This is a genomic window from Streptomyces sp. NPDC055749 (genome assembly GCF_053617235.1).
The window spans coordinates 15,694-32,397 of record NZ_JBSHFH010000021.1; the positions used below are offsets into that span (position 1 = coordinate 15,694).

Annotated in this window: 15 protein-coding genes; 4 read left to right on the forward strand and 11 right to left on the reverse strand. The window is 70.6% G+C overall.

Going from position 1 to position 16,704, the window contains the following annotated elements:
- Positions 1–4: 4 nt before the first annotated feature.
- A complete protein-coding gene (locus ACWGO0_RS17900; RefSeq protein WP_453535181.1) occupies positions 5–1,027 on the forward strand; it encodes a hypothetical protein in 1,023 nt (340 codons plus the stop codon).
- Between the two features lie 176 nt (positions 1,028–1,203).
- Positions 1,204–4,506, forward strand: a complete 3,303-nt coding sequence (locus ACWGO0_RS17905; protein ID WP_453535184.1) for a S8 family serine peptidase — start codon at positions 1,204–1,206, stop codon at positions 4,504–4,506.
- Between the two features lie 62 nt (positions 4,507–4,568).
- On the opposite strand, the gene ACWGO0_RS17910 is transcribed toward ACWGO0_RS17905, so the two are convergent.
- Both ACWGO0_RS17910 and ACWGO0_RS17915 read right to left on the reverse strand, forming a co-directional pair.
- Positions 4,569–5,216 (reverse strand): hypothetical protein, encoded by a 648-nt coding sequence (locus ACWGO0_RS17910; protein ID WP_453535187.1) that lies wholly within the window; start codon positions 5,214–5,216, stop codon positions 4,569–4,571.
- A 2-nt stretch (positions 5,217–5,218) separates the two neighbouring features.
- Positions 5,219–5,749, reverse strand: coding sequence for an RNA polymerase sigma factor (locus ACWGO0_RS17915; RefSeq protein WP_453535190.1), 531 nt, complete (start codon positions 5,747–5,749; stop codon positions 5,219–5,221).
- Between the two features lie 169 nt (positions 5,750–5,918).
- Here ACWGO0_RS17915 and ACWGO0_RS17920 point away from each other — a divergent pair, with 169 nt between their 5' ends.
- Positions 5,919–6,947 (forward strand): aspartate-semialdehyde dehydrogenase, encoded by a 1,029-nt coding sequence (locus tag ACWGO0_RS17920; protein ID WP_453535193.1) that lies wholly within the window; start codon positions 5,919–5,921, stop codon positions 6,945–6,947.
- A 73-nt stretch (positions 6,948–7,020) separates the two neighbouring features.
- Here the strand turns inward: ACWGO0_RS17920 and ACWGO0_RS17925 are convergent, their stop codons facing one another.
- The 3 genes from ACWGO0_RS17925 to ACWGO0_RS17935 are packed head-to-tail and all read right to left on the reverse strand — an operon-like array spanning position 7,021 to position 8,143.
- Positions 7,021–7,368, reverse strand: coding sequence for a type II toxin-antitoxin system PemK/MazF family toxin (locus tag ACWGO0_RS17925; protein ID WP_453535196.1), 348 nt, complete (start codon positions 7,366–7,368; stop codon positions 7,021–7,023).
- Positions 7,355–7,585: a ribbon-helix-helix domain-containing protein gene (locus tag ACWGO0_RS17930; RefSeq protein WP_453535199.1), complete on the reverse strand. Its 231-nt coding sequence runs from the start codon at positions 7,583–7,585 to the stop codon at positions 7,355–7,357. Before ACWGO0_RS17930 ends, ACWGO0_RS17925 begins: the two co-directional genes overlap by 14 nt.
- A 57-nt stretch (positions 7,586–7,642) precedes the next feature.
- On the reverse strand, positions 7,643–8,143 hold the full coding sequence (locus ACWGO0_RS17935) for a DUF1203 domain-containing protein (protein WP_453535202.1): 501 nt from the start codon (positions 8,141–8,143) through the stop codon (positions 7,643–7,645).
- A gap of 114 nt (positions 8,144–8,257) precedes the next feature.
- Between ACWGO0_RS17935 and pepN the strand changes: the two genes are divergently transcribed.
- Complete coding sequence (pepN, locus tag ACWGO0_RS17940) at positions 8,258–10,834, forward strand: aminopeptidase N (protein ID WP_453535205.1); 2,577 nt, start codon at positions 8,258–8,260, stop codon at positions 10,832–10,834.
- A 67-nt stretch (positions 10,835–10,901) separates the two neighbouring features.
- Here the strand turns inward: pepN and ACWGO0_RS17945 are convergent, their stop codons facing one another.
- The 6 genes from ACWGO0_RS17945 to ACWGO0_RS17970 form a co-directional block, all read right to left on the reverse strand.
- Complete coding sequence (locus ACWGO0_RS17945) at positions 10,902–11,291, reverse strand: VOC family protein (RefSeq protein ID WP_453535208.1); 390 nt, start codon at positions 11,289–11,291, stop codon at positions 10,902–10,904.
- 196 nt (positions 11,292–11,487) lie between these two features.
- Complete coding sequence (gene alc, locus ACWGO0_RS17950) at positions 11,488–12,636, reverse strand: allantoicase (RefSeq protein WP_453535211.1); 1,149 nt, start codon at positions 12,634–12,636, stop codon at positions 11,488–11,490.
- Positions 12,637–12,695: 59 nt separating this feature from the next.
- Positions 12,696–13,622: a LysR substrate-binding domain-containing protein gene (locus ACWGO0_RS17955; RefSeq protein WP_453535214.1), complete on the reverse strand. Its 927-nt coding sequence runs from the start codon at positions 13,620–13,622 to the stop codon at positions 12,696–12,698.
- Positions 13,623–13,713: 91 nt separating this feature from the next.
- Complete coding sequence (locus ACWGO0_RS17960) at positions 13,714–13,944, reverse strand: hypothetical protein (protein WP_453535217.1); 231 nt, start codon at positions 13,942–13,944, stop codon at positions 13,714–13,716.
- A gap of 20 nt (positions 13,945–13,964) precedes the next feature.
- Positions 13,965–16,145, reverse strand: coding sequence for a 4-alpha-glucanotransferase (gene malQ / locus ACWGO0_RS17965; RefSeq protein ID WP_453535220.1), 2,181 nt, complete (start codon positions 16,143–16,145; stop codon positions 13,965–13,967).
- Positions 16,146–16,460 carry a hypothetical protein gene (locus ACWGO0_RS17970; RefSeq protein ID WP_453535223.1) on the reverse strand — a complete coding sequence of 105 codons (315 nt, stop codon included), beginning with the start codon at positions 16,458–16,460 and terminating at the stop codon, positions 16,146–16,148.
- Positions 16,461–16,704 lie beyond the last annotated feature (244 nt).

Sequence of the window (16,704 nt, forward strand, 5' to 3'; positions counted from 1 at the left end):
GGGCATGACGCAGCCTCTTTCCCCCCGTCTTCTCCGCCACGCGCACGACGTGCGGCAGCACGTGCAGTCCGTCGCCCAGTTGCGCGCGCGTGGCGTGTCCGCCGCGCAGACCGCCGCGCAGTGCCTGCCCGGCGGGCCGTGGCAGCAACTGCTGCCCGGCGTGTACCTCTTGCACCCGGGTCAGCCAACGAGTGAGGAGCGGCTGCACGGCGCTCTGCTGTATGCCGGGCGACCGCCCGCGTCCGCGCGGCGCTCGGTGCCCGCGCCGGGTGGGTCCGGGTTCGGGGAGGCCATGGTGACGGGGCTTGCCGCGCTCGCTCTGTACGGGTTCTGCTCCGCGCCGCCGCTCGTCTCGCTGCACCGGATCGATGTACTGGTGCCCCGCACCCGGCGACTGCGTTCGACCCGGTACGTGCAGGTGCTGCGGAGCTCCGGGCTGCCCGGGCCCGTACAGGTGGTCGGGGTGCCGGTTGCCCCCGTGGAGCGGGCCCTCGCGGATGCCGTCGCCGCGATCACGGACGGTTCCGTGGCGCGCCGGCTGCTGGCGGAGGCGATCCGGGGCGGGCACTGCGAGCCGGTGGCGGTGGTGAGGGAGTTGAGCGGGGCGAAGCTGCTGGGGCGGGCCCATGTGAGGGAGGCCGTTGATTCGTTGCTCGCCGAGGGGCGGGCGATCGCGGAGGGCCGGTTGTACGAGATGGTCCGTGCGGGGGAGTTGCCGGAGCCGCTGTGGAACGTGGACCTGCGGCTGCCGGGCGGTCCGAATCTGGGCGGGATCGACGCGTACTGGCCCGAGCAGGCCGTGGCCGTCGAGATCGACACCCGTACCCTCGCGGAGGGCCACGAGGGTCAGTGGTCCGCGTACGCCGCCAAGCGGGACCATCTGGAACGGCTCGGGGTCACCGTCGTCCACGTCACGCCGAAGAAGCTGCGCGAGGGCCTGGAGCAGCAGGCGACCGTGGTGCGCACGGCGCTGATGGCGGCGAACGACCGCGAGCCGGCCGCGTACGTGGTGATCCTGCCCCGGTGAGGGCAGTTGAGGCGGACTATCGACCCATTCGTCCCACGTGACGCTTTGGCCTCAGTGGCGGATCTACGCCATGTCACAAACGGGACCCCGTCAACTCTCCACAAACCCCTGTCATTTACGACAGGGTGAGCGGTCATCGGGTACCGAATTCCGGACTCTCTCTTTCACATACAGGGATGCTGATGACCAAGGAATCCCCCAGCCTCATACCCGGGGCGAGACGCGCGGCCCGGATCGCCGCAGCCGCCGGTCTGGTGGCCGCACTGGCCGCCTCCGGCGCCGCTCCGGTCTTCGCCGCCGACGACCCGGCCACCGCACCGGTCAAGCCCTCCGCCACGAGCGGCAAGGGCGACAAGCTCGGCAGCGCCGACGCCGATGTACTGGCGAAGGCCGAGGCCAAGGGCGAGAAGAACATCACGCTGATGGTTGCCACCGCCCCCGGTGCGACCGAGCAGGTCGCACAGCAACTGGACGCCGTCAAGGGGTCCGTGGTGGGGAAGACGTACGACAAGCTCGGTTATGTCCGGGCGACCGTACCGACCGCCACCGCCGACGCCACGATCAAGGCGGCGCAGAAGCTGTCGTCCGTGTACGGCATCGATCTCAAGCAGGAGATCAAGCTCGACGACCCGACCCCCGCGGGCGACCGCGCGGCCGGTGCCTCGACGCAGGCCACGGGCTCCTACCCGGCGCCCGGCAAGGACACCCCGGCGAAGAACCCGTACAACCCGTCCTTCGAGACGGGCGCGGTCGACTTCGTCGCGCAGAACCCCAAGGCCGACGGCCGCGGGATCACCATCGGTGTCCTGGACTCCGGTGTCGACGTCGGTCACCCCGCGCTGCAGAAGACCACCACCGGCGAGCGCAAGATCGTCGACTGGGTGACGGCCACCGACCCGGTCAGTGACGGGGACGGTACGTGGCTGCGGATGACGGCCTCCGTGGCCGGTCCCACCTTCACGATCGCCGGACGCACCTACTCGGCGCCCGAGGGCTCGTACAAGATCCAGCTCTTCTCCGAGGCCGCCACCCGCGGTGGCGACATGGCGGGAGACCTGAACCGGGACGGCGACACCACCGATGTGTGGGCGGTGCTCTACGACGCGGTCGCGGGCACGGCGCGCGTCGACCTGAACAACGACGCCGACTTCAACAACGACGTCGCCATGACGCCGTACAAGGACGGCCACCAGGTCGGCTACTTCGGTACGGACAACCCGGCGACCCAGATCGTCGAGCGAATTCCGTTCGTCGTCGAGACCCGTAAGAACGTCGTGTACAACGCGGCCGGCGCCAAGGCCGACTTCGTGAACATCGGCGTCATCGAGGGCTCGCACGGCACGCACGTCGCGGGCATCACCGCGGCCAACGGCCTGTTCGGCGGCAAGATGAACGGCGCGGCGCCCGGCGCCAAGGTCGTCTCCTCGCGTGCCTGCACCTGGTCCGGCGGCTGCACCAACATCGCGCTGACCGAGGGCATGATCGACCTCGTCGTGAACCGCGGTGTCGACATCGTCAACATGTCGATCGGTGGCCTGCCGCCGCTGAACGACGGCAACAACGCCCGCGCGGAGCTCTACAAGCGGCTCATCGACAACTACGGCGTCCAGCTGGTCATCTCGGCCGGCAACGACGGCCCGGGTGTGAACACCATCGGTGACCCCGGTCTCGCCGACCACGTCATCTCGGTGGGTGCGTCGATCTCCAAGGAGACGTGGGCCGCCAACTACGGCTCGAACGTCACCAAGAAGTACGCCATGCTGCCCTTCTCCTCGCGCGGTCCGCGTGAGGACGGCGGCTTCGCGCCGATCCTGACGGCGCCGGGTGCGTCCATCAACACCACCCAGACCTGGCAGGCCGGCGGGCCCGTCAAGGAGTCGGGCTACAGCCTGCCCGCCGGTTACTCCATGCTGCAGGGCACCTCGATGTCCTCGCCGCAGGCCGCCGGTGCCGCCGCGCTGCTGCTCTCGGCCGCGAAGCAGAAGAACATCGAGCTGCCGCCGGCCGATCTGCGCACCGCGCTGACCAGCACCGCCAAGCACATCAGCGGGGTGCCCGCGCACGCCCAGGGCGCCGGTCTGATGAACATCCTCGGTGCCTGGGACTCCATCAAGGCGGGTGCCACGGCGCACGAGTACTCGGTGAAGGCCCCGGTCGACACCGCGATCGACTTCGCGCTGAAGACCCCGGGCTTCGGCACCGGTCTGTACGACCGCGAGGGCGGCCTGAAGGCCGGCCAGAGCAAGACGTACGACGTCACGGTCACCCGCACCACGGGTCCCGACCGCAATGTCGCGCACTCGCTGTCGTGGAAGAACAACGACGGCACCTTCTCGCTGGCCGGTTCGAGCACCGTCTCGCTGCCGCTCGGCAAGCCGGTGACCGTCAAGGTCAAGGCACGTCCCGGCAGCGCCGGTGTGCACAGCGCGATCCTCAAGGTGAACGACTCGAAGACCGTCGGCGTGGACCACCAGATCCTCGCCACCGTCGTCGTCGCCAAGGAGCTGGCCGCTCCGGGTTACGCGTACACGGCGTCCGGCTCGGTGCAGCGCAACGACCACAAGTCGTACTTCGTGAACGTGCCGGAGGGCGCGAAGACCCTTGAGGTCGCCCTCAGCGCGCTCCGTTCGGGCAGCCAGACGCGGTTCATCTCCATCCACCCCTACGGGGTCGCGGTGGAGGACAGCGCCACGATCTACTGCTACCCGAACTACGAGAGCCCGTCCAACACCTGCCGTCCGGACACGCGTTCCTACAAGGACCCGCAGCCGGGCGTCTGGGAGATCGAGGTCGAGTCGCGTCGTACGTCGGCGCTGCTGGACAACCCGTACAAGCTGGATGTCTCGCTGCTCGGCGCCTCCTTCGACCCGGCGGTGCAGACCATCGCCGAGGCGAAGGTCGGTACCCCTGCCGCGGTGAACTGGACGGTCACGAACAACGCGGGCGACCTGGAGGGCAAGCTCAAGGGCGGCTCGCTGGGTTCGGCCAAGGTCGAGCGTCCGTCGATCTCCACGGGTGAGACGTACGAGACCACGGTCACCATCGGTGAGGGCGTCGAGAAGCTCGACTTCGCCATCGGTGGCACGTCGGACGCCAACGCGGACATCGACCTGTACGTCTTCAACGGCGCCACGCAGGTCGGTTCGTCGACCTCGGCCGGTTCCGAGGAGGCGGTCAGCCTGGTGAAGCCCGCAGCCGGTACGTACACCGTCGTCGTCGACGGCTACGCGGTTCCGGCGGGGACCACCGAGTACGACTACCGCGACGTGTACTACGCGCCTTCGCTCGGCGCGATCACGGTCGACGAGTCGAAGACGGTGAACCTGGCCAACGGCGCCTCGGCCCAGCTCGGCGCCGAGGTCCTGGTCGCCGGTGCGGCACCCGAAGGACGCCAGTTCTTCGGTGAGGTCCAGCTGGTGAACGGCCGCGGCACCGCGGCGGGCACCGGCAGCGTCGTGATCGAGAAGGTCACGCCGTAACGGCCTGCGGTATCTGAACAGCGGGGCGGGCGCTCTTCCGGGAGCTCCCGCCCCGCTGTGCGTCATCCGGGGTCCGTGCACTCCAGGGTGCGCGAGGCGGGCAGCGCGGCCGTCATCCACTGCCGGGCCGTGGTCCGGTCATCGCCGGTGAAGGACATGACGCCCTCGTCGGGGAAGCGCGAGATGCTCACGAGCATGGTCGTGCCCGGCCGGAAGAAGTCCTCCTCCTCGGCCGAGACCACGAAGGAGGTCTCCCGCGGCCCCCGGTCCGGCTTGAGGTACTCGTCGACGCGCAGCACGACCCGTACGCCGGAACCGGCCGGTTCGGTACGGCTGACCGTGCCGTCCGCGACGGTGCGGGCGCAGGCCATCATCCCCTCCTCGGTCAGTTTGGCGTCGCCGCCGCCCATGTGTGTGTCGTACGAGGGCTGGGCCACCGCCCAGAGGATCCCCGTTCCGGCCAGGCAGGCGGCGATCACCGCCGATGCGGCCAGCGCTAGCGGTCCCTTCCGGGTCCACCGGGACCGGGTGGCCCCTGGCACCGCTTCCGGGGCGGCCAGCCGGTCCCCCACGAGGTGCAGCTGCTCGCCCAGGACCCTCATGTCACGGGCGGCTTCCGCGTACCGGGCGGCGGCGGCCGGGTCGCCGCCGTCGGGCGCCGGCTCCCCCATCAGTACGGCCATCAGCTCGTCCGGCTCGTCCGTGTTCACCGTCACACCACCTCGTCCGCGTGAATCCGCGCGAGCCGCTCGCGCATCGCTCCGGCCGCCTTGTGCAGGCGGCTCTTGACCGTGCCCTCCGGAATGCCCAGCTCCGCCGCGATCTGCGGTACGGAGAGATCGGCGTAGAAGCGCAGCACCAGGGCCTGGCGCTGCGCCGCGGGGAGCTCGTCAAGACCCTCCGCGACGGTCAGGGCCAGCAGCCGGGCCTCCTGGCCGCCCTCGGTCACGGAGTCCGCCGGGCTCAGCGCGGCCAGCCGGGCGCCGATCCGCTCCTGCCTGTTGCGGCCCCGGTGCCAGTCGGCGGCCAGGTTGGAGGCGACCACGGCCGCCCAGGCGCCGATCTGCCGGGGGGCCTCCCGGCCGCTCGCCGATCGCTCCAGCAGGCGCAGCCGTACCTGCTGCACCCCGTCCTGGAGGTCGGAGTGCGGTACTCCGCCCAGTGAAAGAACCGCCCGTACCCGGTTCACCTGTGCCGGGCCCAGGGGATCTTCCCCCGCACCGGCCGCCTTCCTTCCCAGCAAGGACTGCCTCCCCCTGAATGTGTTTCCCCTGTGACGCGGAAGTGCGGCGGAACGTTCACCCGGACGGCGTTCGCCGTCCGAGGAACGGACAATGGATTGGACAAGGCGGGCGGGGACATACGCATCATGGAGCGGCAAGCGGGTCGCACACACGTACAGAGGAGTCTCCGTGAAGGTCGGAATCGTCGGCGCCACCGGTCAGGTCGGCACAGTCATGCGCAGCATCCTGGCCGAGCGGAAGTTCCCCGTCGCCGAGCTGCGGCTCTTCGCCTCCGCGCGTTCCGCGGGCTCCACGATCGAGTGGCAGGGCACGGACATCACCGTCGAGGACGCCTCCACGGCCGACTACACGGGCCTGGACATCGTGCTCTTCTCGGCCGGTGGCGCGACGTCGAGGGCGCTCGCCGAGAAGGTCGCGTCCCAGGGCGCCGTCGTGATCGACAACTCCTCCGCCTTCCGGATGGACCCCGAGGTCCCGCTGGTCGTCTCCGAGGTCAACCCGCACGCGGCGAAGGTCCGCCCCAAGGGCATCATCGCCAACCCGAACTGCACCACGATGGCGGCCATGCCCGTGCTGCGCCCGCTGCACACCGAGGCCGGTCTCGAGACGCTGACGGTCGCCTCGTACCAGGCGGTGTCGGGCTCCGGTGTCGCCGGTGTCGCCGAACTTCACAACCAGGCCCTGAAGGTCGTCGGCGACGCCGACAAGCTGGCGCACGACGGCGAGTCCGTCGACTTCCCCGCGCCCACCATCTACAAGCGCCCGATCGCGTTCAACGTGGTGCCGCTGGCCGGCTCGATCGTGGACGACGGTTCGTTCGAGACGGACGAGGAGCAGAAGCTCCGTAACGAGTCCCGCAAGATCCTGGAGATCCCGGAGCTCAAGGTGTCCGGCACCTGTGTCCGTGTCCCGGTCTTCTCGGGCCACTCGCTCCAGATCAACGCCCGGTTCGCCCGGCCGGTCAGCGTCGAGCGTGCGTACGAGCTGCTGAAGGACGCCGAGGGCGTCGAGCTCTCCGAGATCCCGACCCCGCTCCAGGCGGCCGGCAAGGACGCCTCGTACGTGGGCCGCATCCGGGTCGACGAGACGGTCGAGCACGGTCTGGCGCTGTTCGTCTCCAACGACAACCTCCGCAAGGGCGCGGCGCTCAACGCCGTACAGATCGCGGAGCTGGTGGCGGCCGAGCTGAACGGCTGACCGTCGTACGTCGAAAGGGGCGGCCACCGGATTCCGGTGGCCGCCCCTTTCGTGTGTGCATGCGCCTGTCGGGTCAGAGGGCGAGGTGTCGCCGCAGGGCCGTGTCGATCTCGCTCATGCGCAGGCGGGGGACGGCCCCCACTTGCCGTACGAACCGCTCCTTCGCCACCGCGCGTACCTGCTCGCACTGCACCTTGGAATCTCTCGGCAGACCGCTCTCCCCGGCCGGCAGCAGCACCTGGAAGGGATAGATCCGAGAAACGTTCGAGGTCAGTGGCACGACGGTGACCACTCCTCGCCCCGTTCGCGCCACGACGGTGTTCGCCCCGTCGTTGGAGATGATCACCGAGGGGCGGGCCTTGTTGGCCTCACTGCCACGTACGGGCTCGTAGTCGACCAAGTAGATGTCACCGCGCTTCATCGGTGATTCCGTCTCCCGAGAACTGGTCCCAGAACGCGGCGTCCTCGCTCGCGTCCCACTCGGCGAAGGCCTCCGTGTAATCGGCCTCCAGGTTCGCGGAGCGAAGCAGCTCGATCGCGGCGTGGATCACCGCCGACCGGGAATCCGCCTTCGTCCTGGCGGCGTACTCGTCGACGAAGGAAACGTCCTCCTGCGGCAAGCTCACACTAATCTTCATACTTACCATGCTACCAATGGTAGGAACACCTCGGCTACCCAGATGGGCCACCGGGTGCTACCCGCGCCGCACCTCGAAGTGGAAGCACCCGTACTCCACGGCCCGCACATGCACCAGCGCCACCTCCGGGTCCGTGAACGCCTCCGCGAACGCCGCGTCGAACCCGCGCTCCTCGTCGGCCGGGATCTCCAGCAGCCGGCCGCCGACGATCCGGCCCTCCGCGCTGTAACGCCGCACCGCCCGCAGCGCACCGGCCCGCGAGAACGGATAGCCCGTCCTTCCGGCCGCCGGCCCCTCGCACTCCTCGGCATGGATGAAGACCGGCCCCTGCTCGTCGTACGCCCCGGGCTTCGCCCAGTGCTCGGCGGCCCAGCGACGCAACGGCGCGTACGAGACGAGGGCGATGCGCTCCCCCGGCTCCGCGCCGCGCAGACAGCATCGGAGGGGATCGCCCGCTTCCGGGGCCGTGTACGGGACGCACGGGCGGCCCGCGTCGTCGGTCTCCCGGAGAGCCTTGAGCGCGGTCGGTTCGATGGGTCGTGCCTCGTAGCCGGTCATGGTTCGAGGGTGGCGCGGCCGTCGTAACGAGTCCGGCGGAAAACGGACATCGCGCTGCGCGCATCTCCCATGGAAGGATGACCAAAAAAACTCGCATAACAAGGAGATGACCGCGTGCCTGGCACGAATCTGACCCGCGAAGAGGCACAGGAGCGGGCGCGCCTGCTGACCGTGGACGCGTACGAGATCGATCTCGACCTCTCCGGAGCGCAGGAGGGCGGCACCTACAGGTCCGTCACCACTGTGCGCTTCGACTCCGCCGAAGCCGGTGCGGAGACCTTCATCGACCTGGTCGCCCCGGCCGTGCACGAGGTCGAGCTGAACGGCAAGGCGCTGGACGTCGCCGCCGTCTTCCGTGACTCGCGCATCGCGCTGAAGCACCTGCTCGCGGGCGCCAACGAGCTGAAGGTCGTCGCCGACTGCGCGTACACCAACACCGGTGAGGGCCTGCACCGCTTCGTCGACCCGGTCGACGAACAGGCCTACCTCTACACCCAGTTCGAGGTGCCGGACGCCCGCCGGGTGTTCGCGAGCTTCGAGCAGCCCGACCTGAAGGCGACCTTCAGCTTCAGCGTGAAGGCCCCGGCCGGCTGGACCGTGATCTCCAACTCGCCGACGCCGGAGCCCAAGGACGACCTCTGGGTCTTCGAGCCGACGCCCCGCATCTCGACGTACATCACGGCCCTGATCGCCGGTCCGTACCACGCGGTGCACAGCAGTTACGAGAAGGACGGCCAGTCCGTTCCGCTCGGCATCTACTGCCGCCCCTCGCTCGCCGAGTTCCTCGACGCGGACGAGATCTTCGCGGTCACGCGGCAGGGCTTCGACTGGTTCCAGGAGAAGTTCGACTACCAGTACCCCTTCGCCAAGTACGACCAGCTCTTCGTCCCGGAGTTCAACGCGGGCGCGATGGAGAACGCGGGCGCGGTCACGATCCGCGACCAGTACGTGTTCCGTTCGAAGGTGACGGACGCGGCGTACGAGGTCCGCGCGGAGACGATCCTCCACGAGCTGGCCCACATGTGGTTCGGCGACCTCGTCACCATGGAGTGGTGGAACGACCTGTGGCTGAACGAGTCGTTCGCCACCTACACCTCGATCGCCTGCCAGGCGTACGCCGAGGGCTCCAAGTGGCCGCACTCCTGGACCACGTTCGCGAACTCGATGAAGACCTGGGCCTACCGTCAGGACCAGCTCCCCTCGACGCACCCGATCATGGCGGACATCAGCGACCTCGACGACGTCCTCGTCAACTTCGACGGGATCACGTACGCGAAGGGCGCCTCGGTCCTGAAGCAGCTCGTGGCGTACGTCGGGATGGACGCGTTCTTCAAGGGCGTCCAGGCGTACTTCAAGGCGCACGCCTACGGGAACACCCGCCTTTCCGACCTGCTGGGCGCACTGGAGGAGACCTCCGGCCGTGACCTGAAGACCTGGTCGAAGCTGTGGCTGGAGACCGCGGGCATCAACATCCTGCGCCCGGAGATCGAGACGGACGCGAACGGCCACGTCACGTCCTTCACGGTCCTCCAGGAGGCCCCGGCGCTTCCCGCGGGCGCGAAGGGCGAGCCCACGCTGCGCCCGCACCGGATCGCGGTCGGCTGCTACGACCTCGACGAGGCCGGGAAGCTGGTCCGTACGAACCGGATCGAGCTGGACGTCGAAGGCGCGCGCACGACTGTGCCGTTCCCGGCGGACACCGCCCGCCCTGCGGTCATCCTCCTCAACGACGACGACCTCTCGTACGCGAAGGTCCGCCTCGACGAGGAGTCGCTGCGGGTCGTCACCGCCCACCTCGGCGACTTCGCCGAGTCCCTGCCGCGTGCCCTGAGCTGGGCCTCGGCCTGGGACATGACGCGTGACGGCGAGCTGGCGACGCGCGACTACCTCTCCCTCGTCCTGTCGGGCATCGGCAAGGAGTCGGACATCGGCGTCGTCCAGTCGCTGCACCGTCAGGTGAAGCTGGCCCTGGACCTGTACGCGGCGCCGGAGGCCCGTGAGGCGGGTCTGACGCAGTGGACGGACGCCACGCTGGCCCACCTGCACGCGGCGGAGCCGGGCAGCGACCACCAGCTGGCCTGGGCCCGCGCCTTCGCGGCGACGGCACGCTCCCCGCTCCAGCTGGACCTGCTCCAGTCGCTGCTGGACGGCACGGAGACGATCGAGGGCCTGGCCGTCGACACCGAGCTGCGCTGGGCGTTCGTGGAGCGGCTCGCCGCGACGGGACTCCTCGACGAGGAGGAGATCGCCGCCGAGTACGAGCGCGACAGGACGGCGGCGGGCGAACGCCACGCGGCGTCCGCGCGTGCGGCGCAGCCGAGGGCGGAGGCGAAGGCCGCGGCCTGGGCCTCGGTCGTCGAGTCCGACAAGCTGCCGAACTCCCTCCAGGAGGCGGTCATCAGCGGCTTCGTCCAGACCGACCAGCGCGAGCTGCTGGCCCCGTACACGGAGAAGTTCTTCGCGGCGGTCAAGGACGTCTGGGACTCGCGCAGCCACGAGATGGCCCAGCAGATCGCGGTCGGCCTGTACCCGTCGCTCCAGGTCACGCAGGCCACGCTGGACGCGACGGACGCCTGGCTCGCCTCGGCGGAGCCGAACGCGGCCCTGCGCCGGCTGATGTCGGAGTCCCGCGCGGGCGTCGAGCGCGCGCTGAGGGCCCAGGCGGCCGACGCGGCGGCGGCGACCGCGTAACGGCTCCGGCCGAACGACGAGGGGGCGCCGCCGGACGGAGGCGCCCCCTCATCACATCCCTGGCCGCCTACTCCGTCACGTCCTGCGGATACCAGCGCAGCTCGACGGTGTTGCCGTCCGGATCCTGTACGTAGACGGAGTGCGCCTCACCCCGCGCGCCGAACCGCCCGACGGGCCCCTCCAGCACGGTGAAGACCCCCGAGTCGATGAACTGCTGCCAGTCCAGCGGCTCGACGACCAGACAGATGTGGTCCACATTGGACGAGCCGCGGGGTCTGTCGAACAGATCGATGATGGTGCTCGCACTGACCCGCACCGACGGAAACGGAACCTTGCCGGCCCGCCACTCCTCCACCCGGACGGGCTCCAGGCCGAGCGGCCCGCAGTAGAACTCCAGAGCTCGCTCGACGTCCTGCACGTTGAGCACGAGATGATCGAAGGCCTTGACTCGCAGCATGGGGCGCCTTTCCGGTGTTTCGCGTTTCGACTTGTGCCGAATCCTCGCACCTCCCAACGCCCCTTACTCCCAGCGTTAGTCCCAGCTGTCCCGTTGCGCACGCGCCGGAGGACACGGCCTGAATGGAAACCGCCCGGCGGACAGGCGCCATATGCGCAGCCGTCCGCCGGGCGGGAGTTGGGGGTGAGTCGGAGCGTCAGGCGCCCGACTCCTCGTAGCGGCGGGTCAGTTCGGTCGTGCCCTGTTCCGTCAGGGAGCCGTGCAGGCGCATGCGGGCCACTCCGCCGTCGGGGAACGTGTCCAGGCGGACGTGGGTGACCACCGCCTGGGCGCGCAGGACGAAGCGGTGCACGGTGTCGGGCTGGAGCTTGGTGCGGGGGATGATCTCGAACCATTCGCCCGTCTCGCCGTTGCGGCCGTGGAGGGCGATCCAGCCGGCCGCGTTGCCCTTGAGGTAGGCCGTGTCGATCTCGACCGCGCGTACCGCGCCCTGGGCGGGCAGGCGGAAGCGGACCCAGTCGTTCGTGTCACGGACCCGGCGGCGGCGGTTCTCCCAGCCGTCGTCCATCTTGCGGGAGGTGCCGGGCAGGATGATCTGGGCCGGGGAGGAGTAGAAGCGGTCCGAGGCGTCCTCGTACATGCCGCCGTTGAGGATCGAGATCAGGTCGATCGTGCCGAGTGCCGCGAGCCAGGCCGGGTCGGGGGTCACTTCGCCGTGTACGCGGAGGCGGGCGATGCCGCCGTCGGGGTGCTGGCACAGGCGGATGTGGGTGTAGCGACGGCCGCCGGTGATCTCGAAGGCGTTGGCCGCGTGGCCGCGTACGGGGGTCTGCGGGACGATCTCCTCCCACTTCACGTCGTCGGCGAGGAGGTCGGCCGGGCCGGGTGAGCCTTCGACCGCCGCGGCCTGGATCGATACGCGCTGCGGGTAGTTGCCGCGGAAGTGGGCCGTGTCCACGATGATGCCCCGGACGATGCCGGGAGCGCCGAGCCGGATGATGGCCCAGTCGTGCTCCTCGGGGGCCGGGAAGGGGTGGGCGGCGTCGGCGCCGCGGCGGCGGCGGGTCTCCCAGCCGTCCATGATCTTGCCCTTGTGGCCGAAGCGCTCGGGGTCGAAGACGGCGCGCTCGCGGATTAGCAGGTTCTCGCGCTCGGCGAAGAACTCGTCGTTGGCGGCCATCACGCCCGCGCCGAGACGGCGGTCGGCGAGGTCTACGAGCTCGGTGAAGGGGAGGTCGGTGGCGGTGCGGTAGTCGGCGTAGGGGTCGCCGCCGCCGTAGGGGGCCGCGTCATTGGCGTGGGGGTCGTTGTCCTGGAATGTGGTCTCGCTCGCGTCGAAGGTCATGCGACGACTGTCGTACAGACCGACCCATCAGGTCCATCGAAAGTTTTCGTAGGGTTTGTTTAGCTTGACTGAATGGTTGGAGGGCGGGACTCGGCTACCTTCCTCAGAGCCTTGAGGACCCTGGCCACGGCCGGGCCCCGTTCCGCACCCTGTCGTACCGCCGCCACCACATGGCGGCGCGGCTGGTCCGCGTCCAGGACCCTCATCACGACCCCGTCCCTGCGTTCCGTCGATGCCATCCGGGGGATCAGCGCGATGCCCATGCCCGCCTCCACCATGGCGAGGATCGCGGTCCAGCCGGAGGCGCTGTGGGCCTGCTCGGGTACGAAGCCCGCCGCCTCGCAGGCCGCAGTCGTGATCTCCGACCAGGGGCCGGAGCCGCCGAAGATCCAGGGTTCGGATGAGAGGTCCGCCAGGCGAAGGCCGGGGGTTGCCGCGAGGCGGTGGTTCGCGGGGAGCGCGACGTCCAGGGGGTCGGCGAGGAGAGGGAGCAGGGAGAAACGGGGGTCGCGGGCGGTGGGGGCGTGGGCCGCGAGGGACAGGGCGAGGTCCACGTCGCCGGAGGAGAGGAGTTCGTACGCCTCCGCCGCCTCCGCCTCACGTACCCGCACCTCCGGGCCCGGACGGTCCTCGGAGCGGAGCAGCTGGACCGCAGGCACGACCAGGGCGGGTACGGCCGTCGAGAACGCGCCGACCCGCACCTCGCCCGCCTCGCCGCGCAGATAGCCGGTGAGTTCGGCGTCGGCCCGCTCCAACTGGGCGAAGACCACCTCGGCGTGGCGCAGCACGAGGTGCGCGGCATCGGTGAGGCGGACCCTGCGGCCCTGGGCTTCGAGGAGGGGTACGCCGAGCTGTCTGGCCAGGTTGGTGAGCTGCTGGGAGACCGCTGACGGCGTCATCAGCAGCGCCTCGGCGGTCGCGGTCACCGTGCCCCGGTCGCGCAGGGTGCGCAGGATGCGGAGCTTCTTGACGTCCCACTCGGTCATGGGCGCAACCTACCGGGAGTCACGGGCCGGGCCCGGACATGCGGGCGCACCGCGCGGTACCCGGTACCGGCGGTGCACTCGGGAAAGGGTGCTAGACCTGCTTCTTGGACTTGTCGAGCACCATGACCAGGGCCACGATCACCGCGAACAGGGCGATGGGTGCCACGACATACAGCCCGATCGTGTCCATCGCGCTCAGACCCTGCCCCGGGTCGTCACCGTCGTCGCGGGTGAGAGCGAGCGCGGGCGACGACATGAGCAGCATCATCAGCGTCGTACCGGCTGCGACGGCGCCGGCGCGCAAAGCGTTCTTCTTGTCCACGGTGCAAACGTAGCGAACGGCTACCGCGGGCGCGCGCCCGGGGGTGCCGTACGGGAGCCGGGGCGCTCCGGGCGGGGCCTCAGCACCTCCATCAGGCGGTGCAGCCGGGGCGACGAGGCGAGCTGCTCCAGCGTGACCGGGATGCCCTCCGCATCGGCGACGGGCAGGCGCCAGTTGGGGTACTGGTCCCAGGTGCCCGGGAGATTCTGCGGGCGGCGGTCGCCCACCGTGTCGGGGAGCCACACGCCGATCATCCGGGCGGGCGTACGCAGCAGGAACCGGTGGACGGCCCGGACCGCGGCCTCCTCGTCGCCGTCGCCCTCGGGCAGGAGGCGAAGGCGGGCGAGGTAGGCCAGCCACTCGGTGGTGTCGGTGGCGTCCTCGGTCAGCTCCTGCTCCAGCGGGCGGGTGAGCAGTCCCAGGCGGTGCCGCAGCGTCACATGGTCGCCCGTCAGCCGGGCGGCCGTGGAGGGCAGGTCGTGGGTGGTGGCGGTGGCCACGCAGTCCTGGCGCCAGCGCTCGGGGGGCAGCGGGTCGCCCGTGCCGTCCCAGTCGCGCTCGAACCAGAGCACCGAGGTGCCGAGCACACCGCGCCGGGCGAGCGCCTCGCGGACGCCGGGCTCGACGGTGCCGAGGTCCTCCCCTATGACGACGGCGCCGGCCCGGTGCGCCTCCAGGACGAGCACGGCGAGCATCGCCTCGGCGTCCTGCGTGACGTACGTGCCCTCGGTGGGCGGCTTTCCCTCGGGCACCCACCAGAGCCGGAACAGCCCCATCACGTGGTCGATGCGCAGGGCGCCCGCGTGGGCGAGGAGGCCGCGCAGCAGTCCGCGGTACGGGGCGTAGCCCGTGGCGGCGAGCACGTCGGGGCGCCACGGGGGCAGCCCCCAGTCCTGGCCCCGCGCGTTGAAGGCGTCCGGGGGCGCGCCGACGGACATCCCGCGTGCGAAGGCGTCCTGCTGGGACCAGGTGTCGGCGCCGGCCGGGTGCACGCCCACGGCCAGGTCGTGGACGATTCCGACGGCCATCCCGGCGTCCCGCGCGGTCTGCTGGGCGGCGGCGAGCTGAGTGGCGGTCAGCCAGGCGAGCCGGCAGTGGAAGTCGACCCGGTCCAGGAGTTCGGCACGGGCCCTGGCGGTCTGCCGGGAGCGCGGGTCGCGCAGCCCCTCGGGCCAAGTGTGCCAGTCGGGGCCGTGCACCTCGGCCAGGGCGCACCACAGGGCGTGGTCCTCCAGCGCCTGCCCCTGGGCGGCCAGGAAGTCGCAGTACGCGGCCCGGCGGCCGGGGATCAGCGGCACCTGGTGAATGAGCTCCAGAGCCTGCCGCTTGAGCTCCCAGACGGCGTCCCGGTCGATCAGGGCGCCCTTGTTGAGCACGGCTTCGGAGAGCGCGGCGGCGTCCTGGCGGAGGTCGTCGAGGGCCGCGCGGTCCCGGACGTGCCCGTACTCGGGCACCGACTCGATGTGCAGGTGGACGGGGTCGGGGAAGCGGCGCGACGAGGGGCGGTACGGGGAGGGGTCGGTCGGCCTGCCGGGTACGGCGGCGTGGAGCGGGTTGACCTGGACGAATCCCGAGCCGAGGGTCCGGCCCGACCAGGCGGCGAGGTCGGCCAGGTCGCCGAGGTCGCCCATGCCCCAGGAGCGGGCGGAGAGCAGGGAGTACAGCTGGACGAGGAAGCCGTGGACGCGGGCGGGCGGCTGCGGGACGCGGGCCGGGGCGACGACGAGCGTGACGGCCGCGTACCGGCTGTCGGGGGTGCGTACGGTCAGCCGGTGGACGCCCAGGGGCGGCTCGCTCCACCAGCCGGGGGCCTGTCCGGCCGTCCCGGGCTGCCCGGCGGACTCCGTCCGTTCCGGCGCCGTCGACGTCACCAAGTGGGTCACGCGCACCGGCAGCGCGGTGGCCGCCCCCGGCGCGGGCTCCAGCTCGATCGTGAGTGCCGTGTCCGGGGGCAGCGCCGTCAGGGCGGCCGGCAGGGGCTCCCCCGACCAGACCACCACCGTCGCCGGAAGCAGGCGTGAAACCGCCGCCGACTCCGTGGCGTCGAGCGCCTTCCGTAGGGCCGCGGGGGTGCCGGCGTCGACGCCCAGCGCGGCGAGCACGGCCGTGACCGTGTCGTCGGGGACGGACACCGTGACATCCGCGGACGGGGAGTAGGAGGTGGCGACGCCGTGCAGTGCGGCGAGCCGGGACAAGCCCATTCAGACTCCTGGGGACTCCATGCCCCCTGCGGTGCCGGGGGCGGTCGGCTCGCTGGTCAGAGGGGCGACGGCGGCGAGCGGAGGCTCGCTCGTGAGTGGTGTGGCATCGGCGAGCGGAGGCTCGCTGGTCAGCGGTGCGGCGTCGGCGAAAGCGGCCTCGGCCATCAGGTGGGAGACGTCGGCGAGCGGCAGCTCGCTGATCATCGGAGGCGCGAGGTCGGTCGGGTGGGACTCACGGGTCGGTGCGGCAGGACCCGTGGGGCTCGGTACCTGTTTGGACAGGGCGGAGAGCAGAAGCTGCGCGGCAGCGGGCATGGTGGCCTCCTGGCCGTTGGGAACAGGACACCGCCAGACCTACCCAGCCGGTGCGACCGCAGACGTGGACGTGACATAGGCGTTATGACAACGACCCCAACGTGCCGTAGGTCACATTCCGTTCCCCCGTACGGCACACATGGGCCGTTTCCGGCCACGGGCGCCGACTCCGTACCTCTGCGGCGGCCCGCGTGGGTGATACCTCGCATTGCGACCGGGCATATCTGGCGCAACGGTCACCCGC

Coding starts and splice junctions, on each gene's coding strand:
- ACWGO0_RS17900 (WP_453535181.1), top strand. CDS start 5: ATGACGCAGCCTCTTTCCCCCCGTCTTCTCCGCCACGCGCACGACGTG.
- ACWGO0_RS17905 (WP_453535184.1), top strand. CDS start 1,204: ATGCTGATGACCAAGGAATCCCCCAGCCTCATACCCGGGGCGAGACGC.
- ACWGO0_RS17925 (WP_453535196.1), bottom strand. CDS start 7,368: ATGAAGCGCGGTGACATCTACTTGGTCGACTACGAGCCCGTACGTGGC.
- ACWGO0_RS17930 (WP_453535199.1), bottom strand. CDS start 7,585: ATGAAGATTAGTGTGAGCTTGCCGCAGGAGGACGTTTCCTTCGTCGAC.
- ACWGO0_RS17935 (WP_453535202.1), bottom strand. CDS start 8,143: ATGACCGGCTACGAGGCACGACCCATCGAACCGACCGCGCTCAAGGCT.
- ACWGO0_RS17945 (WP_453535208.1), bottom strand. CDS start 11,291: ATGCTGCGAGTCAAGGCCTTCGATCATCTCGTGCTCAACGTGCAGGAC.
- alc (WP_453535211.1), bottom strand. CDS start 12,636: ATGACCTTCGACGCGAGCGAGACCACATTCCAGGACAACGACCCCCAC.
- ACWGO0_RS17955 (WP_453535214.1), bottom strand. CDS start 13,622: ATGACCGAGTGGGACGTCAAGAAGCTCCGCATCCTGCGCACCCTGCGC.
- malQ (WP_453535220.1), bottom strand. CDS start 16,145: ATGGGCTTGTCCCGGCTCGCCGCACTGCACGGCGTCGCCACCTCCTAC.
- ACWGO0_RS17970 (WP_453535223.1), bottom strand. CDS start 16,460: ATGCCCGCTGCCGCGCAGCTTCTGCTCTCCGCCCTGTCCAAACAGGTA.